This window comes from Streptomyces sp. NBC_01410 (genome assembly GCF_045040195.1).
In the GTDB taxonomy this organism is placed as follows: domain Bacteria; phylum Actinomycetota; class Actinomycetes; order Streptomycetales; family Streptomycetaceae; genus Streptomyces.
On sequence record NZ_CP109530.1, the window covers coordinates 62,288 to 88,383 of the forward strand.

At 67.0% G+C, this 26,096-nt stretch carries 26 protein-coding genes; 14 read left to right on the forward strand and 12 right to left on the reverse strand.

All coding sequences use genetic code 11. The features are described from left to right. Window positions 1-93: 93 nt before the first annotated feature. Together OG741_RS00240 and OG741_RS00245 are read right to left on the reverse strand one after the other, a co-directional pair. A protein-coding gene (locus tag OG741_RS00240) for an IS5 family transposase (protein ID WP_405593854.1) occupies window positions 94-968 on the reverse strand; the annotation gives its coding sequence in 2 pieces (ribosomal slippage) (window positions 94-576 and window positions 579-968; 873 coding nt in all). A 348-nt stretch (window positions 969-1,316) separates the two neighbouring features. Beyond that, window positions 1,317-1,877 (reverse strand): hypothetical protein, encoded by a 561-nt coding sequence (locus tag OG741_RS00245; protein ID WP_405593856.1) that lies wholly within the window; start codon window positions 1,875-1,877, stop codon window positions 1,317-1,319. A gap of 311 nt (window positions 1,878-2,188) precedes the next feature. On the opposite strand from OG741_RS00245, the gene OG741_RS00250 reads away from it, so the two are divergent. Then, entirely contained in the window at window positions 2,189-3,028 is an 840-nt protein-coding gene (locus OG741_RS00250) for a hypothetical protein (RefSeq protein ID WP_405593857.1), read from the forward strand. Window positions 3,029-3,139: 111 nt separating this feature from the next. Here the strand turns inward: OG741_RS00250 and OG741_RS00255 are convergent, their stop codons facing one another. The 5 genes from OG741_RS00255 to OG741_RS00275 all read right to left on the reverse strand — a co-directional run bounded on the left by OG741_RS00255 (window position 3,140) and on the right by OG741_RS00275 (window position 7,007). Next, window positions 3,140-3,532 carry a hypothetical protein gene (locus OG741_RS00255; protein ID WP_405593859.1) on the reverse strand — a complete coding sequence of 131 codons (393 nt, stop codon included), beginning with the start codon at window positions 3,530-3,532 and terminating at the stop codon, window positions 3,140-3,142. A 121-nt stretch (window positions 3,533-3,653) separates the two neighbouring features. Further along, window positions 3,654-5,138 carry a UvrD-helicase domain-containing protein gene (locus OG741_RS00260; RefSeq protein ID WP_405605322.1) on the reverse strand — a complete coding sequence of 495 codons (1,485 nt, stop codon included), beginning with the start codon at window positions 5,136-5,138 and terminating at the stop codon, window positions 3,654-3,656. Then, window positions 5,135-5,608 carry a hypothetical protein gene (locus OG741_RS00265; protein ID WP_405593861.1) on the reverse strand — a complete coding sequence of 158 codons (474 nt, stop codon included), beginning with the start codon at window positions 5,606-5,608 and terminating at the stop codon, window positions 5,135-5,137. Before OG741_RS00265 ends, OG741_RS00260 begins: the two co-directional genes overlap by 4 nt. 118 nt (window positions 5,609-5,726) lie before the next feature. Then, entirely contained in the window at window positions 5,727-6,584 is an 858-nt protein-coding gene (locus OG741_RS00270) for a DUF6083 domain-containing protein (protein ID WP_405593862.1), read from the reverse strand. A 159-nt stretch (window positions 6,585-6,743) separates the two neighbouring features. Then, window positions 6,744-7,007 carry a helix-turn-helix transcriptional regulator gene (locus OG741_RS00275; RefSeq protein WP_405593864.1) on the reverse strand — a complete coding sequence of 88 codons (264 nt, stop codon included), beginning with the start codon at window positions 7,005-7,007 and terminating at the stop codon, window positions 6,744-6,746. Window positions 7,008-7,192: 185 nt separating this feature from the next. Between OG741_RS00275 and OG741_RS00280 the strand changes: the two genes are divergently transcribed. The 8 genes from OG741_RS00280 (at window position 7,193) to OG741_RS00315 (ending at window position 16,926) form a co-directional block, all read left to right on the forward strand. Then, window positions 7,193-8,251, forward strand: coding sequence for a hypothetical protein (locus OG741_RS00280; protein ID WP_405593867.1), 1,059 nt, complete (start codon window positions 7,193-7,195; stop codon window positions 8,249-8,251). 107 nt (window positions 8,252-8,358) lie between these two features. After that, on the forward strand, window positions 8,359-10,476 hold the full coding sequence (locus tag OG741_RS00285) for a histidine kinase (protein WP_405593869.1): 2,118 nt from the start codon (window positions 8,359-8,361) through the stop codon (window positions 10,474-10,476). Continuing rightward, on the forward strand, window positions 10,476-11,138 hold the full coding sequence (locus OG741_RS00290) for a response regulator (RefSeq protein ID WP_405593871.1): 663 nt from the start codon (window positions 10,476-10,478) through the stop codon (window positions 11,136-11,138). Before OG741_RS00285 ends, OG741_RS00290 begins: the two co-directional genes overlap by 1 nt. Before the next feature lie 119 nt (window positions 11,139-11,257). Further along, window positions 11,258-11,416 (forward strand): hypothetical protein, encoded by a 159-nt coding sequence (locus OG741_RS00295; protein WP_405593873.1) that lies wholly within the window; start codon window positions 11,258-11,260, stop codon window positions 11,414-11,416. A gap of 718 nt (window positions 11,417-12,134) precedes the next feature. After that, window positions 12,135-13,022, forward strand: a complete 888-nt coding sequence (locus OG741_RS00300) for a nucleic acid/nucleotide deaminase domain-containing protein (RefSeq protein WP_405593876.1) — start codon at window positions 12,135-12,137, stop codon at window positions 13,020-13,022. Then, window positions 13,019-14,671 (forward strand): hypothetical protein, encoded by a 1,653-nt coding sequence (locus OG741_RS00305; RefSeq protein WP_405593878.1) that lies wholly within the window; start codon window positions 13,019-13,021, stop codon window positions 14,669-14,671. Before OG741_RS00300 ends, OG741_RS00305 begins: the two co-directional genes overlap by 4 nt. Before the next feature lie 116 nt (window positions 14,672-14,787). Continuing rightward, window positions 14,788-16,329 carry a nucleic acid/nucleotide deaminase domain-containing protein gene (locus tag OG741_RS00310; protein WP_405593880.1) on the forward strand — a complete coding sequence of 514 codons (1,542 nt, stop codon included), beginning with the start codon at window positions 14,788-14,790 and terminating at the stop codon, window positions 16,327-16,329. Between the two features lie 18 nt (window positions 16,330-16,347). Next, window positions 16,348-16,926 carry an SUKH-4 family immunity protein gene (locus OG741_RS00315; protein ID WP_405593882.1) on the forward strand — a complete coding sequence of 193 codons (579 nt, stop codon included), beginning with the start codon at window positions 16,348-16,350 and terminating at the stop codon, window positions 16,924-16,926. 485 nt (window positions 16,927-17,411) lie between these two features. On the opposite strand, the gene OG741_RS00320 is transcribed toward OG741_RS00315, so the two are convergent. Then, on the reverse strand, window positions 17,412-17,753 hold the full coding sequence (locus OG741_RS00320; RefSeq protein WP_405593884.1) for a hypothetical protein: 342 nt from the start codon (window positions 17,751-17,753) through the stop codon (window positions 17,412-17,414). Between the two features lie 97 nt (window positions 17,754-17,850). Further along, entirely contained in the window at window positions 17,851-18,888 is a 1,038-nt protein-coding gene (locus tag OG741_RS00325) for a hypothetical protein (RefSeq protein ID WP_405593886.1), read from the reverse strand. A gap of 574 nt (window positions 18,889-19,462) precedes the next feature. On the opposite strand from OG741_RS00325, the gene OG741_RS00330 reads away from it, so the two are divergent. Beyond that, entirely contained in the window at window positions 19,463-19,750 is a 288-nt protein-coding gene (locus OG741_RS00330; protein ID WP_175331491.1) for a hypothetical protein, read from the forward strand. Between the two features lie 177 nt (window positions 19,751-19,927). Here the strand turns inward: OG741_RS00330 and OG741_RS00335 are convergent, their stop codons facing one another. Together OG741_RS00335 and OG741_RS00340 are read right to left on the reverse strand one after the other, a co-directional pair. Beyond that, entirely contained in the window at window positions 19,928-20,599 is a 672-nt protein-coding gene (locus OG741_RS00335) for a hypothetical protein (RefSeq protein WP_405593889.1), read from the reverse strand. Next, window positions 20,596-21,174, reverse strand: coding sequence for an RNA polymerase sigma factor (locus OG741_RS00340; RefSeq protein WP_405593891.1), 579 nt, complete (start codon window positions 21,172-21,174; stop codon window positions 20,596-20,598). Before OG741_RS00340 ends, OG741_RS00335 begins: the two co-directional genes overlap by 4 nt. Window positions 21,175-21,932: 758 nt before the next feature. Between OG741_RS00340 and OG741_RS00345 the strand changes: the two genes are divergently transcribed. The 4 genes from OG741_RS00345 to OG741_RS00360 all read left to right on the forward strand — a co-directional run bounded on the left by OG741_RS00345 (window position 21,933) and on the right by OG741_RS00360 (window position 25,492). Further along, entirely contained in the window at window positions 21,933-22,082 is a 150-nt protein-coding gene (locus OG741_RS00345) for a hypothetical protein (RefSeq protein ID WP_405593894.1), read from the forward strand. Between the two features lie 385 nt (window positions 22,083-22,467). Then, entirely contained in the window at window positions 22,468-23,016 is a 549-nt protein-coding gene (locus tag OG741_RS00350; RefSeq protein WP_405593896.1) for a sigma-70 family RNA polymerase sigma factor, read from the forward strand. Continuing rightward, window positions 23,013-23,648, forward strand: a complete 636-nt coding sequence (locus OG741_RS00355; RefSeq protein WP_405593898.1) for a hypothetical protein — start codon at window positions 23,013-23,015, stop codon at window positions 23,646-23,648. Before OG741_RS00350 ends, OG741_RS00355 begins: the two co-directional genes overlap by 4 nt. 881 nt (window positions 23,649-24,529) lie before the next feature. After that, window positions 24,530-25,492 carry a hypothetical protein gene (locus OG741_RS00360; RefSeq protein ID WP_405593900.1) on the forward strand — a complete coding sequence of 321 codons (963 nt, stop codon included), beginning with the start codon at window positions 24,530-24,532 and terminating at the stop codon, window positions 25,490-25,492. 32 nt (window positions 25,493-25,524) lie between these two features. Here OG741_RS00360 and OG741_RS00365 read toward each other — a convergent pair whose 3' ends face one another. Continuing rightward, window positions 25,525-25,854, reverse strand: coding sequence for a hypothetical protein (locus tag OG741_RS00365; RefSeq protein ID WP_405593902.1), 330 nt, complete (start codon window positions 25,852-25,854; stop codon window positions 25,525-25,527). Window positions 25,855-26,096: the final 242 nt, after the last annotated feature.

The following is a 26,096-nucleotide window of genomic DNA, read 5'->3' on the forward strand; positions in this document are numbered from 1 at the left end:
TTGGTGATCTGAGCCAGCTCAGTGCCGAGGACCGCAGCGATCTTGGCGATCTACTCCAGCGACTGGAGCTAGGGTCTGTTGTGAAAGTGCTGGTCATAGCCATTCGTTGATGGCTGCGACCAGCACGGTGGCTTCGTAGCGGACGGCGAGTTTGTCGTACCTCGTTGCCACTGCGCGATGTCTCTTGAGGCGGTTGATGCCGCACTCGACCGCGTGGCGTTGTTTGTAGTCTTCGCGGTCGAACCTCGGTGGTCTGCCTCCGCGGGAGCCGAGGTTCTTGCGGTTGCGGATCTGGTCCGCTTTCTCCGGGATGGTGCAGGCGATCCGGCGTTCGTGCAGGTAGGCGCGGTTGGCGCGGGATCCGTAGGCCTTGTCGCCCCGGACCTTGTCAGGTCTGGTTCGCGGCCGGCCGGGGCCTTGTCGGGGTACTCGGATCTTCTCCAGGACCGGGCGAAGGTAGGGACTGTCGTGCCGGTGGCCGGCGGTGATGAGCAGTGACAGTGGTTTCTGTCCCTGCTCGGTGGCGAGGTGGATTTTCGTGGTCAGACCGCCGCGGGAACGTCCGAGGCCGTGGTCGTCGGGTTCGGTGACGAAGCCGCCGGGCGGTTCCTTTTGAAGGTCCCCTTTTTACGTGCCCCGGCGGCGTGCTGATGAGCGCGGCAGACCGTGGAGTCCACGCTGACGTCCCACGTGATCAGGCCCTTCGCATCGGCATCGGCCTGCAGTTGCTCCAGAATCCGGTGCCAGGTGCCGTTTCGCTGCCACCGGCGGAACAGGTCGTACACCCGGTCCCACGGCCCGTACCGCTCGGGCACATCCCGCCATGGCGTTCCCGCCCGGGTCCGCCACCGTATGCCGTCTATGAGCTGCCGTCTGGTCCATACCGGCGGCCTCCCGGCCTTCTTGCCGATCGGCAGCAGCGGCTCCAGCCGCGACCACTGTGCATCCGTCAGATCTCCACGCGCCACAACGCATGATCATCACCGATCAAGATCCACTTTCGCAACAGACCCTAGTTGGCTTCTTCGTGGAGCGAGGGCTGGTTGATCTGGAAGACGCCAAGAGTGGCCATACATCGAGCGACGCCGAGATCATGAGACGGGCTACGCCGCCAAGTTTGAACGCTTGATACGACGATCCTGGTCCCGGAACTGCCTATTCATCCGGCCACCTCACCCGCTGTCGGCTACGACTACGCAGGACGAGCCCTGATTGATCTGCGCGAACTCCAGCCACGCACAACGCCTGTGGCTGCTTGACCCGTTACGTCGCAGAGTGTATCTCCCGTTGGGGCCTTCACCGTTCCCGTCAATCCCTCAACCCAGCGACGCAGTGAACCCGCCAGCCTGGGCTTCCGCCGAGGACACAGAGATCTTGCCCCTGTGAGTCACCTCGACCTGGTAGAACTTCTCGCCCTTCGGCACATCCGACACGCTGACCGGGAACGTGCATGCCCGCAGCGAGGATCCATCCGGCTGATCGCCCTTCCCCAGCGCCCCGGACGCCACGACGTCGCCCGCGGCGTTGTACACCGTGACCGACGCGCCACTTGCGATGTCGTCGTAGCCACCACCGCCAGCGCACTCGCTGTCGTCGATCGTTGCCGACGTGGCCCCAGTCGTGAGCAGCAACGTGCCCCTGAGAGTGAATACCCCCGGCTTGTCCGCCCCTCCAGAAGCCTGCAGCCACCAGACCCCACCCACGGAACCGGCACCCACCACGAGGCCGCATAACCCAGCCAGCAGCGGGTTGGACCACCAGCGCCTCCCGCCTGCCCCAGGCACGTGCGGCGGTTCCGAAGGGGGCTTCGGGAGGCCCTGGCCCATCGGAGGCGGTTCGGGCTCGGAGCCAGCCGATGCGGGTTCGTTCGTCGTCATGGTCCACAGGATTCCAGCGCGCCACACAGAGCAACCGGTTCGTCACCACACCGTGACACAGCGCTGGCAGGGAGGTGAGCGCCCGTGGCCGGCAACTCCCACAACAGCAGGCTCAGGCTTCCGGTTGACAGGCTCTGGGATCGAGTGCGGATCCAACGACGATGTGAACGTGCGGGACTTCATGACCAATCAGCCCGGCTTCAGCATCAGCAGTGTCACCATCAACCGCGGCACCAACCAGATCGGCACCGGCAACACCCAGGGAGGGGTGGTGCCGCGGGGCATCGCTGATGGAGTGCCAGGAGGACGAGGTGGACCGGGTGTTGCTGGGGAGCCGCAGCGATCGTGCTCGTCTGCTGTCGCATTGTGTGCGGCAGGTGCGCAGCGCGAGTGGACCGTGCAGGACGGAGACAGCGGATTCACAGCCACAAAAGCACTCGGCCGCTCGGCCTGCCCGTGGGACGCTGATCATTCATGCAGGCCAGGAAAGGAGACGCAACAATGGTCGAGCGGAAGGCGGACGCCGTGAGGGGAAGGGGCAGTACGTGATAGATCACGGCGATGATTACTTCTCCAGCCTTTACGGACGTGCCGACTTCATCCCTTTCGAGCACCGCCTAGCGTCCCTCGCCTGGCTGCGCGACAGGATTGACATGAGCGTCAACCTCGATCTTGCCGAGCTGCGCGAGGAACGCAAGACCGGTGCCCATAGAGTCCCCGGCTGGGAGGGGGAGAGCGACCTGGTCCTCGATGAATCGCTGATCACCCTTGACACGGACACGCGGCAGATCGGCGCCGGCATCATCGTCGTGGCGGCAGTTGCGACCCTCGAGTCGCTGATGAACCAAATGCTGGACCGGCCCACGGACGAACGCCTCCGCAGGGCAGGCCTTTCACGGAAGGCCAACGAGCTGGCGACGCGGTGGCCAGCAGCGATCAACGCGACGGAGTTCTTCGCGCACATTGCATGGCTGAAGGACCGGCGCAACTCGTTCGCGCACCGTCTCATCGACGAAGATCGTGTCGCGCACGACCAACCGTGCGCGTGGACCTTCGACGACGAGATGGCGGACGAGGCACTGGCGAAGGTCGGATCCGTCGCCCGGATTTTGGAAGAGGGCTGGGAGCGGCAGCTCACTGCGCAGGGCTGATGGACTGATGCCCGCTCCCGTTCGAAGTCGGCCCAGATCCCGTGCCGGTTCCCCCGCCGTGCCGTCGCTACGGGTGATGAGCCGGGCCAGGTGGTCGGCGGTGTCGTCTGACTAGACCGAGCGGTTCGGTTTGCGGTTGATCTCGGCGGCCACATCGCTGATCTCGTCCTCGGCGTACGCGGTGCGCACGCCGGAGACGGTGTATCCGGCGGCCCGGGCGAGATCCTCGAGTCGGTAGGGGCGGGTGCCGTGGAACTCCCGTCCGTATGCGAGCAGTCGGCGGATACGGGCGTCCGCCGACTCTTTCTCCGCCCGGGCATCGTTCAGCGCCAGCAGCAGAGGGTCCATCTCCAGGCCGTCGCTTGCCGCCTCGAGGTGGAGGGCGTCGTCCTTGCGCTGCTGCTCGGTCTGTTCACACGCGTCGTCGTAGCAGTCGGCCGGCGTGACACTGCCCGGCTTGGGCATGGGACTGCGCAGGGCGGCGAGTTCGTCGATGAGATGCATGATGCGATCATCTCATTCCATTGCGATGATCGCAATATTCTGGCACGAGGTTGGCCGGATACGTAGGGGGCACGGTCCAACTCTTCGGCGGCAGCTCCTCGTTCGCCTTTGCGCGGGAAAGTCACGATGCAGGGTCCGGGGAGAGTGACGGGTTTCCGTCGGGGTGGTTGTTGATCCAGGACAGGCCTCCGAGGTCGAGGCAAGTGCGGGTGCGGGTGACTGCGACGTAGGCAAGACGTGCTTCGCTGTCGTCGATCGGGCCGGGAATCGGGCGGCCGTTGGCGTCCTGCTGGTCGGTGTCTTTGGGTGGGGTGAAGTCGGCGGCGATCCTGACGCTCGCCCATTCACGGCCTTTGGCCCGGTGGGCGGTGGAGATGGTGATGTCGGCGTGTGCCTCGGGGGTGAGTTGGTCGACGGCGGCGAGGATGACGTCCGGACCGTGCTGGTCGATCAGGTCGACGAACGGCTTCAAGTCACCTCCGGCAGGGTCGTGTTCGGCGTAATCCTGCAGTTCGCCCCAGGAAGGGAAGAGGAGGAGCTCGGAGTGCCAGGTGCGGCGTCCTTCCTTGAGGTCGCGGGCGGCGTTTGCCAGGGCGCGCAGGCTCTCCCCTCCCCCGGCCAGTGCCACGCGTTGGCCGGCGGCGAGATAGGTCATGACTTCGGTCATGGCGCCGATGTTGGTCCGGCACAGCACCGCGTCAGGGTCCTCAACGGGGGCGAGTGAGGTGGAGATCGCGTCGGTGCCCGCGAGGCGGATCGGCGCGTCGGCGATCGTGAGCCACCGGTTGGCCTCGTCGGCGAGGCGGGGGCCGAAGCGGAAGGACTGCGACAGGGACAAGGCGTGGCCGTCGAAGCCGGCCATGACGTCGCGGGCGCCGCGCCAGCCGTAGATGGCCTGGGCTGAGTCGCCGACCATCACGAGCTGGGCGTGGTCACGTTGGGCGGCGAAGACGTGTTCGAGGACGGGGTTGGTGTCCTGGGCTTCGTCGAGGAGGAGGAAGTCGGCGTCGATCTTCGGGTCCGACAGGGCCCAGATCTTCAGGTAGTGGTCGTGGTCGAAGCGGACCACGCCGTCGTCGGGGTGCTGGAGGTCGGCCCAGGCCTTCTGGGCGAACGGCAGAACCACGTGGGCGAGTTGGGTGTGCAGGTCGGGGTCGTCGAGGCCCCGCAAATGCGGGACGTGGTGGCGGGCGAGGGTGCGGTCGGCGGAGTGGCAGTAGCGGGTCACCGTGCGCAGCACGGCGTGGGACAGAGCCTTGGGCGTCACCTCGCGGTCGCCGATACGGACGGACTTGGTGATGCCCAGGGCCGTGCCGGTCTTCCAGCCCGCTTGGCGGGGGCCGTTGAGGCGGCGGGCATAGCGGTGGCCGATCGCCGCGAACGCGAGTGCGTGGGCGGTCTTGCACGTCACGGTGGCGGGGAAGCGGGCGGCTGCATCGTGGGCGATGGCCTTGTTGAACGCGATGTAACGCCCGCGGCGCCGGGTAGCGGAGGCCAGCAGAACAAGGGTGCTGGTCTTCCCGGTACCGGCGCCTGCCTGGAGGGCCAGGTGGTGGCCGGCGCGGAACGCGTCGGCGGCTGCGGTCTGTTCATCGGTCGGATTCAGCATTGTCGCGTTCCAGAGAGGGTGAGGGTGCGGCCAACGGCGGCCAAGAGCATGCCTGGGGTGGTGCGGTCCAGCAGGGCCTTCAGGGCGTGGTCGAGGCGCTCGGCTTCCTGACGGGCGTGGCGGGCGAGGGCACGGTGGATGGTCTGCTGGAGGAAGACGCGGGGTGTCTGGCCCATCTGTTCGGCGGCGTGGCGGATGAAGGCGTCGGCGGTGGGGCTGAAGGCAGGGGTGAGAAGGACGTGTCCGTCGTGGGCCGGGTAGTGGGTGGCGAGGACGTCGAGGGGCAGCAGGTCCTTGAGGCGGTGGTGGGCGCGGCTGAGGGCCCGGCCGGGATCCTTCGCCTTCGCCACGGTCATCAGGCGGGTGGCGTCGTGGTTGGCGGCGAGTGGCATGACGCGGGCGGCACGGGCGAGTTCAGTTTGGGTGGCGGGCCGGGTCAGGGTGATCTCAAGAGCGTGGTGCGGCATGGTCACGCCTCCGTGGCGTACGGGAGGACTGCTCCGTCTGCCGGTGGCGGCGGACTGGCGCTGTCCGGCCGGTGGAGAGCGCCTCATCCGGCCAGGTGCCCTGGCTGGAGGCTGCGTTTCATGGCCGTTCCCGGCGGCCGGTGGCGGGGAGGCGGGCGTGAATGTGCTTGTGATGGAGCAGCGGGTCGAAGACCTCCCAGTCCGCCAGCGCCAGGTCCGCAGCTGCGGGGGCGGCGGCGTGGTCTGGGCAGCGCTGGGTACGCCAGCGCAGCTGCTCCGCATAGGGCAGGTGGGTGAGGTCGTAGACGGCCATGTCGGCGGCGGGCAGGGCCAGTTGCCCGCGGGCGGCAGTGGCGGGCATGAGCACCCAGACCCCTGCGGGGCCCTCGACGGCGAGGACGGGGTGGGGGCAGCGGTGGCGCCGGCGAGTCTGGGCGACGCACTGGATGTCATCAACCGGGCGGGCAGCGAGGTAACGGCCGTACAGAATCTGCACGACGGGCCGGGCCGGCCGGCACACCGGCCCAGATGCAGGGGTCGGTTCGCCGTCCGGAGGCGGCGCGAAGGCGCCAGTATCGAGCAGACGCCGGGTGCGCAGCGCGAGGCGGCGGCGCAGTTCGGCCAGGTGCGGCGTCAGCGGCTCGGTGGGCTCGCGTGCTGGGCACAGGACGGGGTGCGGGATACGGCACCACCGGGTGCCGTCGCTGGCGGCGTGCGCGATGCCGGAGTCGACGTGCCAGCGGCAGGAGGCAGGGACTGCGGCTGCGGCGAGTTCCTGCGGGTGAAGGCCGACGGGTCGTCCTTGGGTGCGGGTGTACCAGTCGATGCAGTTGCCGCAGTCCGGGCACCGGCTGGGCTGAGCGGTGCGCAGGAGCCGGCTGGGGCTGTCCGCGTCAACGCGCAGCGCCCGCAGGTGTCGAGGGGCTGCGGGGGTGCCGTCCCAGCGTCGGCCGGACGGGGTGGTGAGGGAGCACATGTCCGCGAAGGTGACAGGCGACGCGCCGCAGGCACGGTGTCCGGGCCGCCTATGTCGCGCGAACGGTCCAAACACTGGGAACTGATGCGCGATTCATCGCACGTGTGCGCGAGGTCGGTGACCGGATCGGGTGATCTGTCGACAGCGGTGCAGCCGGGGCTATTTCGCAGCTTCGGCGGGAGGGGTGTGGCCGTCGCAGAGGATGGCGAAGAGGTGGTCGACGGGCACGCCCAGGGCATGAGCGAGGGCGTGCCAGGTCTTCAGGGATCCGATGGTGCGGCCCTGCTCGATTTCGATGAGGGTGCGCCTGGCCAGGCCGCTGCGGCGGGCCAGTTCGTCGTAGGTCCAGCCGCGCTCGCTCCTCAGCCGCGCCAGCTCCAAACGGAGGGCGGTGAGGTTCGGGTCGGGCGGGAAGATCGTCACCCCACCATCCGACGGTGCAGACACCTGCCCTGTCAGTGCAGACCTCTGCCCTATTTCCGCAGGTGACCGCCCCAGCGGCAGGGCAGAGGTCTGCACTACGGTGCGGCCAACACCCCCGCTCCCCCCATCGAGGAGAGCGGTAAGCGGAGCGGCCCCGCGCCGACGGAAGGAGGAACGCGCGCCCCATGAGGCTGTGCACCACGCACCCACCGGTGCCCCGCACCTGGACCGTCGAACTACGCTCCCAACGCGGCGGACCGGTGCTCCACTGCCCGCGATGCTCCCCCAGCGGCCAGCTCTTGCAGGCAGCCTCGGCAAGGCAGGCAGCCCTCGCACACCTGGCCCGGCACGCCCACAGCGACGCCCTCCCCGCGCATCTGCGCATCTGTCAGTGCCATGAACGCGGCTGCCGCTGGCACACCCGCCACCGCGGCTGCGCCGGACCCATCCTGCTCGTCCTCACGCGCGAAAACGGCGGACGCATCTGGCGCCTGGCCGATGCCTGCGCCGCCTGCGCAGCCGCCACCCCGTACGCGGCCGTCGTGCCCGACACCGCTCTCGCTGCCCCGTCGACGCGGCATCCGCCCGGTGACAAGCCCGGCTCCGGCCGCGTGAAGCGCGCCAAACGGCGACGTGGCCCGTCCGAGCAGGTCCGCGTCCAGGACATGCTCAGCTACCTGGCATCCGCCCTCCCCACCGGCACCAGCCCCGAGGCCCGGCTGCTCGCTCTCCAATGCGTGCTGCGCGCCGACAACCACGGGCAGGTACGGCTCCGCTTCGGGCTCCTGCGCGGCATGCGTCTGGCCCACGACCCCACGCCCTGGCACGAGTTGGAACGCCACCGCTGGCTCCACCTTGGGTCGCAGCAGAGCACCACCTGCCCGCACGACCAAACCTTCACGGCCCAGTTGGTCGACCCCCTGACACGGGAACCCGGCCGCGCTGACCGTCGCAGTGCCGCCGACTGGGCCCTACGCGTCGCCTTCACAGCACCGCTCAGAATGCTGCCCGCCAGTGCACGACTGACCGCACTGGGCCTCGCCGCACACCACTCCCCCGCCCACGCACGCACCGGCGTTGAAACCGACCGCCTCAGCCGCGCATGCGGCACCACACCCGCAGAACTCGGCCCGCTGCTCGATCAACTCGTCACAGCCGGGACGATCAAAGCCTGGGCCTGCGACCCGCACATCGAAGAGCTCCACTGGGCCCCCTCACGCCCCTCAGTACGCCCTGTCGGGTGAGGCCGACTCACCGCAATGCTGTCGTGGCCACTCCCGGATTCCCGGGATACGACTCCCTTGTTGCTGGGATCACCGCCCGCCGAAAGTGCACGTACTGGAGGTGAGCCATGAACAAGCTCGCGGGAAACCAAGAGGCACACACGATCCCGAGCACGACACCCCTGCTGGCGAAGCTGGCGCAGAAACGAACCGCCTGGAGCCTGTGGATCGCCACGGCCGTCATGGCGGCTATGGCTGTGGCCTTCGCGATTCCCAGCCGGTCGATGCCCCACCCGGAGTGGCACCCATGGGAACTCACCCTGGTGGAGCCCGTCATGCTCGTTGCGTACGCCTTCCCAGGGTTCGTGGTGGCCAGGCGCCGACCGCAGAGCCCTATCGGATGGCTGCTGTTGTTCTCCGGGTTCGGAGCAGTCCTCGACTCCCTGGGGGAGGCTTACGGGCTCTACGCGATTTCCCGAGGCCTGCCGGGGGGTGTCTTGGGCGCGTGGGTGGCGAACTGGGCCTTCGCGTTCTACCTCTTCCCGGTCTATTTCCTGCTGCTGCTCTTCCCTGATGGGCGATTGCCGTCTGCACGCTGGCGGACGCCTGCTGGCATCGTTGCCGCCTGCGGGGTGTTGGTAATGCTGTTCGCGGCCTTCGTGCCGGGCCCGATTGACCCTGACTACTTCCCGACGGTGCCCAATCCGGTCGGCACATCAGTGCTGTCGTTCGCAGCCCGGAATGAAGGCGTGTTCTCGTTCCTGCTTGTCGCGTGTCCGTTTCTACTAGCGGGCGCCTCCCTACTCCGGCGGTTTGGCGCCAGTGGTGGGGTAGCGCGCCAGCAGATCAAGTGGATGGCGTTCGCGGTGCTGGTGGACGTGGTCATGGTGGCTCTCGTCGTGACCTGGAACCAAGGTGTGGTGGGATCGATTGCGGTCGATTTGGCCAGTGTGGCGCTGAGTGCGGCCATCGCGGTCGCGATCGTGCGCCACAATCTGTTCGATATCGACCGGATCTTGAGCCGGTCCCTGCTCTATGCAGGGCTGACGGGGTGTGTGGCCGGGCTCTACATCGGGTCCGTGAGCCTCTTCGGACTTGTGCTGCAGCACTCAGCCTCCGCGGTTGCCGCGCTGCTGGCGACCGGCGTGGTCGCCGTTGCGCTGCAGCCGCTGCGTGACGTGCTGCAGCGCCTGGTCAGCCGGCTCGTGTACGGCTTACGGGACGACCCGTATGCGGCACTGGCCCAGCTCGGCCGCCGGCTAGAAGCGGCCACTGATCCGAAGAGCGTGCTGCCGCAGGCTGCTGCGACGGTGGCCGAGGTAATGCGCCTGCCGTATGTGGCCATCGAACTCGACGACGCCACGGCGCCCGGCGCAGGCACGGCACGCGTCGCCGCCCACGGCACCGAATCCCCGGTCGCGCTGCGGCTGACGCTGGCGCATCAGGGAGAAGAGATCGGCACTCTGCTGGTGGCAGCACGGGCGCCCGATGAGGCTTTGTCTGCCGCGGATCTGCGGCTGTTACGGGATGTTGCCCGGCACATCGCACAGGCCGCCGCCGGTGTTCGGCTGTCCCTGGCACTTCTGCGCTCCCAGGAGCACGCGGTCGCTGTACGGGCGGAAGAGCGCCGACGCCTGGCCCGCGACCTCCATGACGGCATCGGCCCGGTCCTCACCGGCGCCACCTGGACCCTGCAGGCGGCCACCGCCAAGCTGCGGACCAATCCCGACGCCACGCACGACCTGCTGAACACCGCGCTGGTCCACATCCGGCAAGGCGCGCAGGACCTGCGCCGGATCTCCATGGGCCTGCGCTCCCCGGTCGACCAACTCGGACTGCGCGAGGCCGTCCTGGCCTACACCGACCGCGTGTCCCTGGCCGTACACACAGATCTGCCGCAGCACATTCCCCGGCTTGCCGCGGCAGTTGAAGAGGCCGCGTACTGGATCCTGGTCGAGGCGGTGGCGAATGTGCTGCGGCACGCGGAAGCCGCCAACTGCTGGATATCCCTTGAAGTGGGCAACGACGCACTCCAGATGACGGTCGCCGACGATGGGCAGGGCCTGCCCCCGCGGATGCGCCCGGGGGTGGGGGTGGGGTCCATGCGCGAGCGTGCCGCCGAGATCGGCGGCAGCTGCGAGATCCGGCCGCGGAGTGGCGGCGGTACCGAGGTCGTCGTATGCCTGCCCGTCAGTCTGCCAGGCGCAGAAGACACCGGCCTCGCCGAACCGAGCAGGAGCGTGTGATGGAGCAGGGCATTCGCGTCGTGATCGCCGACGACCACCCCTTCACCCGCTACGGCCTGCGCGTCTTACTGGAGTCGGATCCCGGAATCACTGTGGTGGCCGAGGCTTGCGACGGCCGTGAAGCGCTACGCCATGTACTCGAGTTCCACCCGGATGTCGTCGTCATGGACGTACGGATGCCAGGCGGCGACGGCCTGTCGGCCACCCAGGAAATCCAGCGAGCCCGTCCCGGCACCAAAGTCCTGGTCCACTCGGAATACGAAGCAGACCCCACGGTGATGGCCGCCATGCGGGCAGGTGCTTCCGGCTTCCTCCTCAAAGCCGGAGACGATGTCACGCAGCTCACCCGGGCGGTGCGTGACGTAGCGGCTGGCGCCTGGATCTTCCACCTCTCCGACACCGCCCGCATGCGCCCCTGGTTCGACCAACTACGGACCGCCCGCCGTGACGGAGCCTTCCCCCAACTCACCACCCGAGAAAGAGAAATCCTCAACGTCATCGCCATCCCGAAACAGACCACCCGCACCGCCGCAGCCCGCCTCGGCATCAGCCACAAACGCGTCGAGAACGCCCTGACCGACATCAAGGCCAAACTCGGGGCCACCGACCGTGCAGAACTCATTGCCCTAGCCCGTGCAGCCGGCCTCGGAACGCCGCCCTGACCCACCAACCCCGCCGCGTCGGTAGACCGCTCCCGTGACCGCGGGAACCCTCCCACCGCACCCTGGTCTCAACAGATTCCGAGAATTTTGAGGGATCCAAGGCGGAAAGGGAGGGGCGGATGCACCAGGAACAACGGCAGCTCGGCAGCAAAGCCGAAGCGGCGCACAGAACACGGAGTTGGGGCAGGACCGTACGACTGTGGACACCAGCCATCGGGACCGTCATCACCACCGTGATCACGATCTACCAAGCCTGGCACGGCCAGCCACCCGGCTAACATTCCACACGGCACACCAGCCAAAGGCTCACCCAAGCCTGAACAACAGGCCCCTGGGTGAGGCCTTTTGGGGGCATCCCCGATGGACATCGGAGCCGCCAAGCATGGGACGGGTCGGCGCGTACTGATCGACATCAATCCCGGGTTAAGCCACCGTGCCATCGGCATCATGCTCATCCTCTTCGGCCCGTCTCTCGCCAGGGTCGTGACGATGCGCATGGACGAATTCCGTGAAGGCCAGAACGGGATGGAGGTCGTGTTCGCCAGGCCCCGCCGTACTTGCGCTGACCGGCCACTCCGAGCAGGCCACCCCGGCCCCGCTGAAGCGCCTCAAAACAGCTGAAGCAACCACCCAATTAATTCCAAATCTGGACCACGCCCCGCGAGGGTCAGGCGAACACGCCAAGAGATTCCAGAGCCTTGACTGTCCGAGAAGCGATTTGGCCGGAGAAAGGCCATGCCGCCTAAGCTTCCGGAGGTACCGGAACCGGCGAGGACCGCATCCCGATTGACGCGCAACTCACGTGCACGCGGGGACTGAACAGGTACTCCGGTGACCGAATCCCACCCGACGAGCACCGGCCCGGGCCGGCTTCCGGCGGACGCGACCCCGAAGACAAGTCAGCTACGGCCATGGGTGAGGGGTAGCGACTGGGCACACGCTCTCGGCGTCTAGGGTCGAGAGGATCAGTCAGCATGCTTCATCCGCGAGGTGGTCATGTCCTCTCCTGTTCCGGGCCTGCCGGACCAGCTGTTTCAGCACTTCGGTCGCGCTGGATTGCAACGGTTCAGCCGGGCCGATCTGGTTGGCGCCCAGATGCCTGGCTCGGCCCGGGCATTTCTTGAAAGCACGGGCGTGCCTCAGTCGGTGGCGCCCTACTTCCAGGGTCGCGGCCTCACGGAATCGGTGGCGCTCGGTGTTGTTGCCGCTCAAGAGCTGCAGCTGCGGGTTCCTGCAGAGTTCGAGCGGTGGCTGCGGATCGGTTGTGACGGCCGGGCGCATCTGTGCGTCCGGCCGAACGGCGCGGTGGAGGCGGTCCTGCTGGTCGAGGGTGGCGAGGACATGTTCGTGAACAGCGACGTTCATGCGTTTGCGGCGTCGCTGCTGGCTCTGGATCGAGCCCAGCCTTTGGTCGCGGCCTCCTCCGGGCTACAGGAGGCGGCCAGGGTGTTCCGGGACCTGAACGCGGAGCTGCGTGGCATTGACAGGCAGGCGTTCGCGGAGCGGGAGAGCTGGTGGCCCCGTGTCCTGGACGACGTCCGCCACACCCTGAACTTCCCGTTCTCCGCTGCTTTCGAGTACGTCGATGAGATGGGCAGCAGGCAGACTGTCACCGAGTCGACCGGGCCGGGGCTACGCCATCCGGAAGAGATTCTGTGGCAGCGCCTGTCCGCCAGCGGCGTGCAGCCACGGCAAGTGCGCCGCGTCTACTGCGAGCTGGAGCCGTGTCTCATGCCGGGGCACTACTGCGCTCTGTGGCTGCAGGCCACGTTCCCCCATGCCGAGTTCACACACAGTTTCGACTATGGCAGTACGGCGGAGTCTCGCGAGGCAGGGCTGCAGGAGCTGATCAGGCACGCCGCGGAGCAGGCGAGGCGGCAGTGACCCGTTGGGAGCCGCCGGCCGCCGGTCGTGAACCTGCTGCGGCTGCTGTGCTGGGCTGGCTGGCTGACCCAAAGGCTCCGCATCTGTGTCTTGTCTCCGGTTCTGCAGGTTGCGGCAAGTCGACGCTGCTCGCGTGGCTGGTGCGCCATGGCAGCAGGAGCGCCACCCCGGCCGAGCGTGCCATCCATGCGGTGTCGCCGTTTGCTGGGAGCAGTGCGCGGGGCACGGTCTGGGCTCTGGCTGCTCAGCTGGGGCTGTCGGCACGCACGCCCGGGGAGCTGGTGGCGCAGCTAGCAGCGGACACGCGGCGGGCCGCAATCGTCATTCCTGATCTCGCCGAGAGGGCTGTCGCCGAACTTGTCCTCGAGCTTGCGCGGCTGCCTCACGTCCGATTGATCGTCGAGGCTCGCACAGGCAGTCCCGCGCACGGCGTCCTTGCCGGCAACGGGTACGCGGAGCTGGATCTGGACCTCGCGCAATGGCAGGACACGCGCCGCTTCGAACAATGGCAGGCCGCACTGCCCCCGCGGGGCGAGGCTGACGCCGGCGCGAGGGCAGCTGATCCTGTGGACCTCTCCAGCCCAGAGGCTGTGTGCGCGGCCGACCCTTGGGTCGTCACGGCGCTGTACGAGGCAGATGCGGCAGAGGATCACGGCGGACTGCGATCTTCATGGTTGAAGGCAGGACAGTCCCTGTGCCGTGAACAGACACCCGCCACCCGGGCATTGGTACTCCTGGCCGCACTGGGCGACATGGCCGATCCCCGGCTGAGACCTGCTCTCGCCGGGCTCGCTGACGAGGCTCCGTGGCAGGTGGACTGGACCCTGACCAAGGGGGACGTGACTCCGCCGTGGACCGGCCCGGTGGCCGCCCTGACGCTGGGAGAAGGTTCGCTGGATGGCACCGTCCTCGCTGCGGATCACCTCGGCACCGTACGAATCCTGACCTTGCGCGACGGCGTGCCGCATGGGCGCCTGTCACCGGCGGTGGGGGTGGTGTCAGCGCTCGCCGTATTGCTGGACGGCACGTTGCTGGTGCTGGGCGAGGCCGGAGGCGTCCATGCGGACCGTTCCGGAGCGCAGAAGAAGTCCGGCTCCGGCATGGAGGCATTGCTGGAGGGCCCGGACGAAGCCGACGGCCTCATCACCTCGCTTCAGGGACAGGCGGGTACTGCGCTCGCTTCCGCTGGAGACGTGGTCGCGCTCGGAGACGCTCTGGGGACGGTGCGGGTTTCCGGTGAAGCGGTCGCTAGGGCGGCGCTCCATGACGGGCCGGTCAGCGCAGTGGCCGTGGTGAGTCTGCCGGTTGACGACGGGACGATGCTGCCAGTCGTCTACAGCGGCGGCGTGGATGGCAAGGTGCGCGCGTGGTCGCCCCTTGAGGATCCGATGCGCCTGCCGGTGGTGGAGCGTCGGCAATCGGTGGTGGCGCTTGACGCCACCTACGGAGACGAGGGCCCCCTCGTCGCTGTGGCGTGGGCTGATGGGCTCGTGGAACTCCACCAGCCGGACACGGGCGGCCATTTGCGCTTCCGCCCAGGCGCTCCGGTCCGCGCCGTGGCAGTCACGACGCAGGGTTCTGTGGTGGTGGGCATGGACGAGACGGTCGTGCGACTCTCGCCCCGGATCCGCCAACCAACCACCCTCTGACGCCACTAATCAGCCAGTCACTGGCTTGATCCATTCCCCCCGGCCCAACCGAGTTGACGATCATTCAGGCCACAGTCGAGGCTGACGAGACGACGCCGACGACGGGGGTTCAACGCGTGGGGAAACAGCTGCCGGACGACTTGGTCGAGGTCCTGGACCTGATCGGCATCGACTGGCCACAGATCGACGAGGACGAGGTCAAGTCCTCGGCCAAGGACTACCGGAACCTAGCCGACGGCATCCGCGACGCGGTCAAGGAAGGCAACAACGCCTGCTCGCACATCGTCGGCGGCAAGAGCAAAGGTGCCACCGTCGCCGCCATCGACCGGCGTTGGGGCAGGCTTACCACCAGAGACCTCGCCACGTTCGCCAAAGGCTGCGACGAACTGGCCGACGCGCTCGACGAGTGCGCTGGGCTCATCCTCACCTGCAAAATCGCCATCATCGCCAAACTCACCGCCACGGCCGCTACCGCGACCGCAGGCGTCATCGGCATGTTCTTCACCGCCGGACTCAGCGGCCTGCTCTCCGCGGCCGCCATAGCAGCGGCGCGCCTCATCATCCAGGAGGCGATCGACTACGCGATCGGCGAGATCACGGCCATAGTCACCGACAAGATCGAGGCCAAGATCCTTGCGGAGATCGAAGAACTCTTCAGCGACCGTCTCGGCGCCGGCGCCACCTACGACGTGATGGCCTCGGGCGAGGCGGACATGGCCCAGGATCTCGTGATCGAGTTCGACGAGTTCGACCGCGCGTCAGGCGACTACAAGAAGACAGCGGACAACTTCGACAGGAAAAAAGGCACCTTCAAAGGCGGCGGGACCCACCGCAAGACGTCGGTCAAGAAGGACAGCCGCTTCCACAAGCTCGCCACCGTCATGGACAAGGCCGAGGACGCGGTCGACAAAAAGTCCGACGAAATGGTCAAGACCCTCGAAGACCACGGCGGCAAGATCGACAAGAGCAAACGCGACCAGCGGAAGGAGGACGAAGAGCGCAAGCGCGACCTCGACCGTTGCAAGGTGGACAGCGGGGACACCCCCATGTACCTCCTCAACGCGGACGGCTCCGTCCAGACACTCAGCGCGAACGGCACAACCGGCGACGTCTCCCGCACGGACAAGTCCGGGATCTGGAACATCCTCGAGAAGGACGGAACGATCTGGCGCCCTCCCAAGGGAGACAACCCCTACACCGTCCCGCGAGGCCGTACCGGACCGGCCATCAGTTCCACCAAGATCCAGCCCGGCAGCAGCGATCTGTCACGCGCCACCGAAATCGCGCGCTTCGCCAAACAGGACTACGGCGGCACCAACTTCGCCGCGGCCCGCTACATCAACCCGCAGACAGGCAAGCCCGTCATCCTGGTCGGCGACAGCGGAGGACCGCACTCCGAACGGCTCATCGGCTACCCGGTCCTCCGGCACGGACAGGAGAAACACATCCAGACGGTCTACACCGAACGAGAACCCTGCCAGCTCAGCCCCAAATGCGACCAATGGCTCGACATACATTTCAAGTCGAAAAACCCAGCACTCGAAGTCGAATACGCCAATGACTACGACCAAGCAGACAGGTCCACCGCACGGGACAAGGAGCATCGTGACTACATGAGAGACTTGAAGAAGCAACACCAGGAACAAGGACATCCGTAACCCCGGGAAGACGACCGCATGCTGACCCACATCCCTGCCTCCACGGTCATCGAGACGTTCGGACTCACGGCCGTCACCTACTTCCCGCGCACAGCCGGTGGCCACCTCCACGAGCCCACCGCCAGGTTCCTGTCCTGTGTCGGCCTGCCCGAGAACTCCTTCTACTCCCCAAGGCTCGACCTGGAGAACCAGGCATCCCCACGGCTCAGCAACTCCCCGACCCTCAAAGCACACTTCGAGGCCGACGGAGCAGAATGCCCACCTGAGGCCGAAGGCTGGGAAGTGCTGGGCGGCTTCATCTACGCCACCGTCGCGCTCGACCCACGAGACGGCAAGATCTACGCCTTCCCCGAAGGGGAAGAGTTCTACGTGCCCATGCACGCCGACGTGTCATCGCTCGTCCACTCCCTTCTCGTCCTGGAGCAGGGGAAGGCCGACTACAAGAACCTGCCGCACGACGACGAAGGTGCCGCCGGCGCCGAGGCAGCAGAACGCATGAAACAGCGCATCACCGAAGTCGACCCCACACCCTTCGCAAGCGCCGACAGTGAATGGGAAAAACTCTTCGAAGAGATTTCCTTCGGCATGTGGGGATAGGCACCCCCATCGTCTTCCGGTCTCATCCCGGCTGAGGCAGCCCAGCAGTTTGCTGGCCGTGGGGCGCGAACGCCACATCAAGGGTCGTCCTCCGGGTACGGCTGATTTGATCAAGGAGCCCCGCCCACGCGGAACTTGCCGTCCACGAGGGGTGACGCGGACCAGATCATCGATGACGTGATGAGTGAAGGCTGGAGACGTTCTCACCGTCGGCACCACGCAGGTCGTCACCGCTCCGGATTCCGCGCGCCGCTCAACGAGCCGGCCCACTCCCTGGACAGGCGGTGGCAGCCGCACCCGATAGCCGGCCCTCACCCCCTGGCGCATGACCGACCGTGGCATCGCCACGGAACGCGCCCGGCCGTGAACGGCCGTAGCCCGGGCGAAATACGCGCCGAACCTCGGGGCCCTGACGATCAGCGAGGACCGTGCACCGGGTGCAGCGGTCCTCGTTCTGAAGAGGCAGCGGGCGGGCGGGCGGCGGTTCAGCCCGCCTTCCGCCTCGCCATGCCACCCTCCGCGCCTGGCAGCGCGTTGCGGATGACGGCCTTGCCGGTGATCGCGCGGGCGATGGTGTGCGTCGCACCGAGCACGACGATGAAGGCGGTCACGATGAGCGCGACAGCGACGTCACGGCGTGAGGTCAACTGGCCTGTGAAGTACAGGACGCCGACGGTCACGATCGCGGTCGGTGCCACGGCGCCGTAGATGCGCTGGCGGATACGCGGCGGCAGGACGGGGATACGGATCCCGACCTTGCGGAACCACGGAGAGTCGGACGGGACGAGGCTCAGCGGGACGGGCTCGTTGCCCTCAGAATCGTTCACCTGCGGGTCCTTCTGTTCCAGGGGGACAGGGGTACTGCGGTGGTGCTGGGTCCGGGCTCGACGCCGCTGGGTGCGGCGCCGGGTTGCCGGAGAAGCGTCAGGGCCGGCCACGGCGACCGCGGCCCAGGCGCTGGTCGAGGGTCTTTGCCGTCATCTCGTCGCGCGCGACGATGAGGTCGGGGATGTCCCCGCCCTCCTTCAGGGTGTTCATGAGCAGCTGCGAGCCCTTCCACGACGGCAGCATCCGGCTGGCGTCGGCGAGGGGCCGTACAGCGAGCCCGTGCGCGGCAGCTACGAGGACGATGGCGGAGTCGAGCACCGTGCCGGAGTAGTGCATGGCCACCGGGACGTTGTGGCTGAGGAGGGCCTCGGTGATCGCCGAGCAGGTGTCGTGCACGTAGTCGATGTGGGGGTAGTGCTCCTCGAGGACGGATGCGAAGCGGATCATCTGCCGGGGCAGAACGATGTAGCCCTGCTCGGCGGGCTGCCGACTGGTGTCCTCGCTCAGCTCCTCCCACTCCCCTTCGGGCAGGCGGAGCCGGTAGGCGGAGGAGCAGTCCGCGGTGAGGCCAGAGTGGGCGGTGGCCACGGCGGCGGTCAGCTGCGCACCGGGCACCTTGACGAGGATGGACAGCGACATCACGCGAGGATTGCCGGTGATCAGCAGGTCCCTGAGCGAGCCGGTGAAGGAGATCGAGACCACCGGCCGGTCGTCCAGCACGCACTGGCGCACGAGGGCGATCCGGTCCTCGGTGTCGCCTTTCGCACCGACGAGTTCGACGTCCATGGCCGCGGAGGCGCTGAAGGCCGTCAACCCGGCGCGGATGTCCGTGAAGACCTGTTCGCGCGCGGCCTGGGCCGTCGTCTCCCAGAACTCGGCGGCCCCCGGAACTCCCGCCGGCGGCCGGCGGCCGGGATCGGGGGTGTACTCGTCGCGCAGCAGAGCGACTTGCTCTTCGTTCGTGCGCGGGCCGGGGACCAGATCCTGCGCGTCGTTGACGTCCGGGTCCCGGGACAGTCCGGTCCGGATGCCGCTGATGGAATCGACGGCCGTCTCGGCAACGCCCCGGGCTATCGCGGACGAGACGTGGAGCGGCGGCTGAGCGCCGCCAGCGGGACCGCCATGCGTCTTCACCAGTGCCTCCGTACAGTGAGATTGGATCAACGATCAGTGTTCGGAACCACACTACCTTTCGCGCGCACCTTTGCGAGTTTCCACCTCCAGTAGGCCACTTGGCCATCTTGTCGGCCTACCCGCCCCCGCGCACCACCGCGGAGACCGCCGACGTCGCGCGCCGCGCGGTGCCCGGAATCGCGCCAAGTGGCGGCGGGTCATGCGGAATCGATCACCCATCAGTCGCGGGGAAAGCCTTCCCACCCCGATCGACCTGGGCTGACGCCGAGGTTGGCGGGCCGGCTGGACGAGCCGAGTCGGGGCAGCTGATGCCGCGGCGCCCACCACGCGCAGCGGCACAGCCGTTTGACCAGGCTTCAGGTCGGGGACTTACAGAGGCGACAGTTTCTCGTCATGTAGCGAACGCAACTACAAAAGACGCGCACTATGACACTACAGAACCACTACGCTGGACCGGCGGAGAAAACCTCCACCTTGGCACCCGCATGCCCGCGTACGACTTGCAGCAGGAGGCACGCCATCTTGTCCCTGGCCGGAGCGGCTGGCGCGCCTCCCTTATGAGAGAGGGATCTTTGTGCCCGATACCCAGCAGACTCGTCCGACCGTCCGCCCGAAGGACAAAGAGCGCCACGTCGTCGTCTCGGTGCGATTCCCGGAACGGCTGTTGCAAAAAGTGAACGCCTTCGCCGCCGTCAAGGACGCGACCGCCAACGCGGTGATCCGCGAAGCCGTCGAGGAGCACATCCGCACCCAGGTGCGGACCCCGGAGTTCCAGGAAGCGAGCAGGGCTCACATCCAGCGTGCTCAGGAACAAGTCGCTGCCGTCCTGGACGACGAGGAAGCAGCGGCCATCGCATCGTGAACAGCACGCCTGCAGCGTCGCGGGATGCGGCAGCCTCCTCTCCGGCAGAGGAATCAAGGCCTGATTCCCTCACACGCACCACTGACCACACAGTTGCGCAGCGACGGAGGCGGGGCCCGCCCGTGCGGGCCCCGCACGTCGCGGCGCCCCCACAGCTGCGGCCGGCACCTGAGCCGGTCAGCGACGGGCGCAAAAGTCGTGGAGCCGTTCAGCCAGGCGCCGGTCAGGTCGGCTGACGATGGCGCATCCACTGTTACGGGAGGCGAGCCGGTTGATCTCGGCTTCCAGTCCGCCAGTGGGCGGGCTGGCCGCTGATCCGTTGTGCCGAACGTAGCGGGCGAAGATCTCCAGACCTTCGAGGAATTCGCCGTCCGGCGCTGAAGCGCCAGTGGAAGCATGGATGACCTGCCGGTACCAGTGCTGCGCCTCCCTGCTCTCGCCCAGCTCGAGGTGGTGCAGATGCAGGCAGTAGGCGGCTGCCCGATGACCGGCGCCGGCGGCGATCTGCCACCAGAACTGGGCGCTTTCGGGGTGGCCGGTGAGATAGAGCAGGCAGGCGAAGACGAGCGCGCCCTCGATGTCGAGCTGATCCTCGGTCAAGTGGATGCCCGCTTCGGGATCGGCTGCCAGTCGATCCATGTGCAGCGCGGCGCCCGGCTCGTTGAGGACCCAGCGAGAGACTATGCCCAGGCGCTGTCCTGCCTGCGATGCCCTGTACACCTCGGCCGCGGGTGCCGCCAGTGCGGCCTCGGCCGCCAGTCGGCACAGCGCTGCCGGGACACTGAAGGTGCGGGGGACGGGAGGGGAGACAGCGGCGTCTGCCAGAAGGTCATCGATGGCGGAGGTCATGTGCGCTCCCCTTTCTTCGTGTCGGCGGGCAGTCCCAGCTGGACGCGGAGCCGTTCCTTGGCCTTGCGGCCGTGGTAGTCGACGGTGCGCTCGTTGAGGCCCATGAACCACGCGATTCGGGACGGCGGGTAGCCGAGGAGGTGACGCAGCACTATGACGTCGAACTGCCGGGGCGGGAGGGCGGCGATGGCTTCGTACAGTCCCGTGTTGCCGTCCATCAGGCTGAGCTTGTCCCGGGCGGCGCCGAGCACGGTGGTGACAAAGGCCGGGCCGCGGCCCTCGCTCTCCAGCCGCTCGTCCACGGTCCGGCGAACGATCGCCCAGGCCCGCTGCTCGAAGTTCCCGGCCTGCAGAAGGTCGTCCCAGCTGGTGAGGATGTCCAGGAACACGGCGTGGACAACGTCTTCCGCGGCGCTGCGGCTGCCGAGCTGTATGTGCGCGTAGCCGTGGAAGAGTTCCTGATGTCCGAGGTAGAACGCTTCGAAGTCCAGCGGGAGCGCCAGCGGGTCGCGCACCGGTTGCGTGAACCTGCCGCACGGCGTGGCATCGCCCTCATGGACGTGCTCGCCGTTCAAGCCGGCCTCCCATGAGTGTGGGTCATCACGGATCCTCTGAAGGAGGGGCAGCACGTCAACTCTGGCGTACCGGAGGCCCGTTGGGTCTCACCACCCACCTAAGCGATTTCGGCGGCCGAACACTCACGCCCCACGGGAAAAAGGATTACCGACTGCTCACCCTTGGCCACGATGAGGTAGATCATCCAGCCAGGTGGAGGCACGAAATAGAGGCTGAACAGCGGCGATTCCACATGGGCGGGCGCGGCAGGGCTGCCAGCTCAGGCACTGAAGTGGCCCAGATCACACACCAATTGGGCGGGGAGCGACGCACTGCGAGCCGAACCGATCGCTTGTTGGCGAAGCGACCAGCACTTGAGCAGCTTGACCGGCATCAGGCAGAGTCTCCGCCAGCGCACCGCCGCCGCCCATCTCACCCCGCGCAGGCAAGCGGCCGTGCTAGACGCCTTCAGGCCGCGACTGGGCGCTACGTGTCGTCTCCAGACCGCCGTTGAAGGGGCAGCCTGCTGGGCCTGCGACTACGTAGGTCGGCATCCCCCGACGCGAACAGGCATCGTCGTGGTCGGCCGCCGTCCGCGCCGGGGCACGCCGGGGCACGCCGCCCCCTGGGAGACGTGGAATCTCGCTCGGCCCGGCCGACCTGGCCGTCAGGCATCCGGTTCCGGGCCCCTCGGACGTGTACGTCTACGGAGAGGCAGTCACCCGCTCGATGCGGCCCTCCAACGCATATTCGTCCACGATGTCTTGGAGGCAACCCAGTGCCCAGCAACGAGCGCACGCCCATCGCGATCGCAGTGATGGGAGCGGCCTTCGCCGCCTACCTTGCGGTTTCCAACCCGTCCCTGATCCCGGCTATCACTCTTGCCGTCGCCGCCTTCGTGGTGCTTCTGGCGTTCCTGAAGTTGTAACGCCGTGCCGAGCGTTGGAGCACCCAGCGCGGCGGCGTGCAGCGGCCAGTTCCTTCGAGACCTGACGCTGGACGCGGCTGCGCTGGGTGCCGGTGACTCGGTCGGGGCGGATTGCAGTCACAGTGACGGCAATCCGCCCCGACCGTGCGGCCCACTGGTGTGCTAACTGACCTTGGTCTTCATCCGGCTGGAAAAGTTCGTCCTCGGGCATCCGGATCCAGGCCCTTCTGACGTGTAGGCGGGTGAAGGCGCTGCCTTCATCGCTGAAGACACCTCACAGAAGGGAGCTGAGCCCGATGGCTTGGCCTGAGATCCCATGGGGGGACGGTGCGTACACCACCCGCCATGGCACGCTGCCGTGGGTGATGCGTGAACGGAGGTCACCATGACCGAAGAAACGTGCCCACCCGCCTTCGACAGTGACCCCGACAAGCGGTTCGCCGCTCTGAGACGTCCATTATTGTCGGCAGCTATGGCGAGATCATCTGACCGAGACTTTGCTGAAGACGCGGTTCAGATCACCATGGAGAAGGTATTCAAACGATTTCCCGAGTTGGGTGAAATCAGTGACAGTCGACTAGTTCAGTATAGTCGTAAGGTTCTTTCGCACGTAATCATTGATGAGTTTCGAGCTAACAAGAAGCTCCCGATCATCCCGGTTCCGCCGGAAGACCTTCCCGATGGAACCTCGTCGCTGGGTATTCCGGAATCAGTTCTTGTTGCTGAACTGCGGGCCGAGATCTACAAGTTCATCTCGGAGTTGCCCGAGCGTCAGAGGCAGGTCGTCAACCTCGCGGTGGTGAGGGAACTTCCGCTAGAGCAAGTAGCGAAGGAGATGAACGTCGATGTGGAAACCGTCCAGAGGTATCTCAGGACGGCCCGCCGACGGTTGGAGAGGACAATGGTTGAGTCATCCGAGGAGGTGTCAGCATGAGCAGTTGGATGTTTGATGAAGAGCGAGAGGCGTTCGCCCGCCTGGTCCTGCTGGAGCTCTTTGACCAGGCAATGTGTGAGGAAACCGGGTTGGGCGAGGTCTCTGACCTGCTCATTCACCAGGGGGGTCGGCCTTCGGGCCGGCCCCCGGCCGGGGCCTGCCTGGTGTGGGATGAACGCCCGTTCCGTGTGCGTGATCTCATCGGTGATCTCATCGCCAATGGCCGTCAGCGAGAACGTCTCTTGGAGCTGGTCAAGCTAATCAACAAAGAGACGAAATCCCCGATCACGTCTGCTGAGGCGAGAAGAGTCGCTGAGATCGCAGAGGCAATCGGTGACCTAAAGGTCGCCTACCGCTGGTGGTGCAGGGCTGCCGCCTCTGGCGATGAGGACGCGCGGGACTATCTAGAGATTCTCAAAGAGGATTTGGGGGTGGTAAGTGATGTTCCAGATGAGGCGATCAAGGAAAGACGCCTATTCCGTGAACAGTTCATGCTCCGCCAGGTCAGAGTCTTAAGGAGTCTCTGCAGTCGTGAGCGTGTCGCAGAAAAGGAACTGAACGATCTTTTCGGGGAGATCGAGCAGTTCCTTTCCAACCCTGACCAGGTAGCAGATGGAGGAAGGCGTATTTGAAGAAGATTCTTTGGTGATCCCTTAGCTCTCTCGTGCAGAGAGAGCGGGTGAGGAGGTCTTCAGCGAGCGGCGGCTGTCTCGGCAGAGGCAGCCGCCGCCCTCCTCTCTGAGCAGACCAAAACTCGCCCCGCTTGGCTCTCGCCGCTCGTACGCTCGCCTCCAGCTCGGCCATCAGGTCCACCGCCGGCACCGGCTCCACCGGCGACTCGGCCAGCTCGCCGCCGCTGGCCTTCGCCGCGATCAGCTGCTCGAGGGCGTGTCCGTACTCGTCGTGCAGCGCGCGCTGCTCGATGCCGGTCAACTCCCGGATGAGCACCTCGGCGAGTTCTAGCTCCGGGGCGGTGGGGCGGTCAGCCGTCGCCTGATGCACGACGACGGCCTCGCCATCGAGGACCGGTTCGCCGGACTCCTCGTCCTGCTCTATGCCCAGCCCCTCACCGTGGTCTCGCAACTGCCGGTCACGGCGGCGATCGTCGAGGGCCCGCAGACGTCGCTGATGCTCGGCGACACTCCCCTGCTGCTGACTGATCCTCTGGACATGCTCGCCCGCCGGCTCCTCGCGCGGCGACGCGGGCACACCGCCATCGGCACCTCGGCGGACTCGCCCTGGCTCTTCCCCGGTGCCCTCGCGGGCCAGCCCCTCAGCAGCTGTCATCTGGGGACCCGGCTCAAGCGGCTGGGTATCTACTCCCGTCCGGGCCGGACCTCCGCCCCTGATAGGGCTCTCCACCCAGCTGCCGGTTGCGGTCCTCACGGAGATGCTGGGGATCAGCCCCGAGAACGCCGATACGCCGCAGAACTCCCCAGGTCGAACACACCCACGGGGCTAAGCACCGAAATCCAGGTTCGGCCGCTGCCCCAACAGCCCTATGGTCCACTCCATGCATGCCGAACAGCTCAAGGCCTCGTCGCGGAAGTGGATGACTGCGGCACTCACGGCGTTCGCGGAGGGGCCCGAGTCATACGACTTCGCGGTTCACCACGCTGGGATCGCCGCCGAACACCTCCTCAAGGCCTACCTCGCGGGCCTCCACCCGGCGCTGATAGTCGAGGCCCGGGACTTCGATTCGCTCCTCCACGCCACCGGCCACGGTACGCACGCCTCAGCCCCCGAGAGTCGGGCGAAGACGATCGGGCTGGTGGAAGCCCATGCCCGAGTCCACAAGATCCTTCGGAATCAGATCCCGATCAACAAGCAGGCACTGGAGCCGGTCGCAAACGCCCGCAACGGCGTTGCTCACAGCGGCGTTCATGACATCACGGAGGTCCAGACGGTCTTCACCACATGCCTGCGGCTGATCGACCCGTTGCTCGCAGAGCTGAAGATGGCTCCGGACGACTACTGGGGCAGCTACGTCCCTCTGCACGACAGGCTGATCGAGGAACGCGTTCAGGCCGCCCGCATCCGGCTGGAAGGCAAGCTGGCCAAGGCGCGGGCCATCTTCGAGCAGCGTTACGGGCACTTGGCATCGAAGGAGCGGGAGATCGTGCTCGCCACGATCACACAACACTCGCCCCGCTACATGGAACAAGACCTGGAGACGACCTGCCCTGCCTGCGGCTCACAGGGTTGGCTCATGGGCGACACCCACATCGAGGAGACAAACAGCCCCGTCGTGGTCTTCACTCCCTACGTCTTCGCCTGCTCCGCATGCGACCTCGACGTCGAGAACGAGGAGTTCTGGCAGCTGGGAGACCTCGGTGACGAAGTTGAACTCTCAGACTCGCCGGAGGACTTCTATGGGACCTGGGAGCCGGATCCCAAGTTCCTCCCGGACGACCCGGAAGACCCCACGATCGATGCGAACTGGGAGCCGGACGAAGACATCTATCGAGACAGATGACCCGCCTCCGGCATGGCATTGCTCAAGTTCTGTTATCCGGAGTTACCAATATTCGCGCGGCTGTTCGGAACGGCACGGTCGTGGAGCACCACGGCGTGCCTCTTCCGCACGAGGGGAGCCAGGAGCCGGGCCGTCCGTGCTTCCCCGGCGGTACCCACCCACCAGCTGTTGTGGGCACGCAGGTATAACCGACCCACCCCCAGCCCCGCCACGACCAACCCGGCCACCAGGCCCAGTTGCCAGTTCACCAGCGCGCCCACCGCCACGCCGACCACCGCGGCGGCCGCCGCCAAGAGCGGCAGCACCACCCGGGCCAGCCGATGCTGCGCTGCCCGTTCCGCAGTCCGCGCAGCCTCACCCATCCGGGCCGCGCTCGCACCCGCCCGCCCCGGCCCCCAGCTCTCGTCATTCCCCCTACGTGGTCACTGCCCTGCACTTGGGTCGCGGGCTCCGAGCTGCTGTCCCCGGGCGACTGCACCGACGCCCTCGGCCTGCAGTACAGCCTGGAACCCTCCGGCAGCGGCTACCGAGTGCGCCCCATGGACAGCGGCATCCTGCCTCCCCGAACCGACGGCGCCGAAGCCATCCAGGCGGAATGCACCGG

Bases quoted from the DNA above. Each gene is read 5' to 3' on its own strand.
- OG741_RS00245 (WP_405593856.1), bottom strand. From the start codon at position 1,877: ATGACGACGAACGAACCCGCATCGGCTGGCTCCGAGCCCGAACCGCCT.
- OG741_RS00255 (WP_405593859.1), bottom strand. From the start codon at position 3,532: ATGCATCTCATCGACGAACTCGCCGCCCTGCGCAGTCCCATGCCCAAG.
- OG741_RS00265 (WP_405593861.1), bottom strand. From the start codon at position 5,608: ATGCCGCACCACGCTCTTGAGATCACCCTGACCCGGCCCGCCACCCAA.
- OG741_RS00270 (WP_405593862.1), bottom strand. From the start codon at position 6,584: ATGTGCTCCCTCACCACCCCGTCCGGCCGACGCTGGGACGGCACCCCC.
- OG741_RS00280 (WP_405593867.1), top strand. From the start codon at position 7,193: ATGAGGCTGTGCACCACGCACCCACCGGTGCCCCGCACCTGGACCGTC.
- OG741_RS00285 (WP_405593869.1), top strand. From the start codon at position 8,359: ATGAACAAGCTCGCGGGAAACCAAGAGGCACACACGATCCCGAGCACG.
- OG741_RS00290 (WP_405593871.1), top strand. From the start codon at position 10,476: ATGGAGCAGGGCATTCGCGTCGTGATCGCCGACGACCACCCCTTCACC.
- OG741_RS00295 (WP_405593873.1), top strand. From the start codon at position 11,258: ATGCACCAGGAACAACGGCAGCTCGGCAGCAAAGCCGAAGCGGCGCAC.
- OG741_RS00300 (WP_405593876.1), top strand. From the start codon at position 12,135: ATGTCCTCTCCTGTTCCGGGCCTGCCGGACCAGCTGTTTCAGCACTTC.
- OG741_RS00315 (WP_405593882.1), top strand. From the start codon at position 16,348: ATGCTGACCCACATCCCTGCCTCCACGGTCATCGAGACGTTCGGACTC.
- OG741_RS00335 (WP_405593889.1), bottom strand. From the start codon at position 20,599: ATGACCTCCGCCATCGATGACCTTCTGGCAGACGCCGCTGTCTCCCCT.
- OG741_RS00350 (WP_405593896.1), top strand. From the start codon at position 22,468: ATGACCGAAGAAACGTGCCCACCCGCCTTCGACAGTGACCCCGACAAG.
- OG741_RS00355 (WP_405593898.1), top strand. From the start codon at position 23,013: ATGAGCAGTTGGATGTTTGATGAAGAGCGAGAGGCGTTCGCCCGCCTG.
- OG741_RS00360 (WP_405593900.1), top strand. From the start codon at position 24,530: ATGCATGCCGAACAGCTCAAGGCCTCGTCGCGGAAGTGGATGACTGCG.
- OG741_RS00365 (WP_405593902.1), bottom strand. From the start codon at position 25,854: ATGGGTGAGGCTGCGCGGACTGCGGAACGGGCAGCGCAGCATCGGCTG.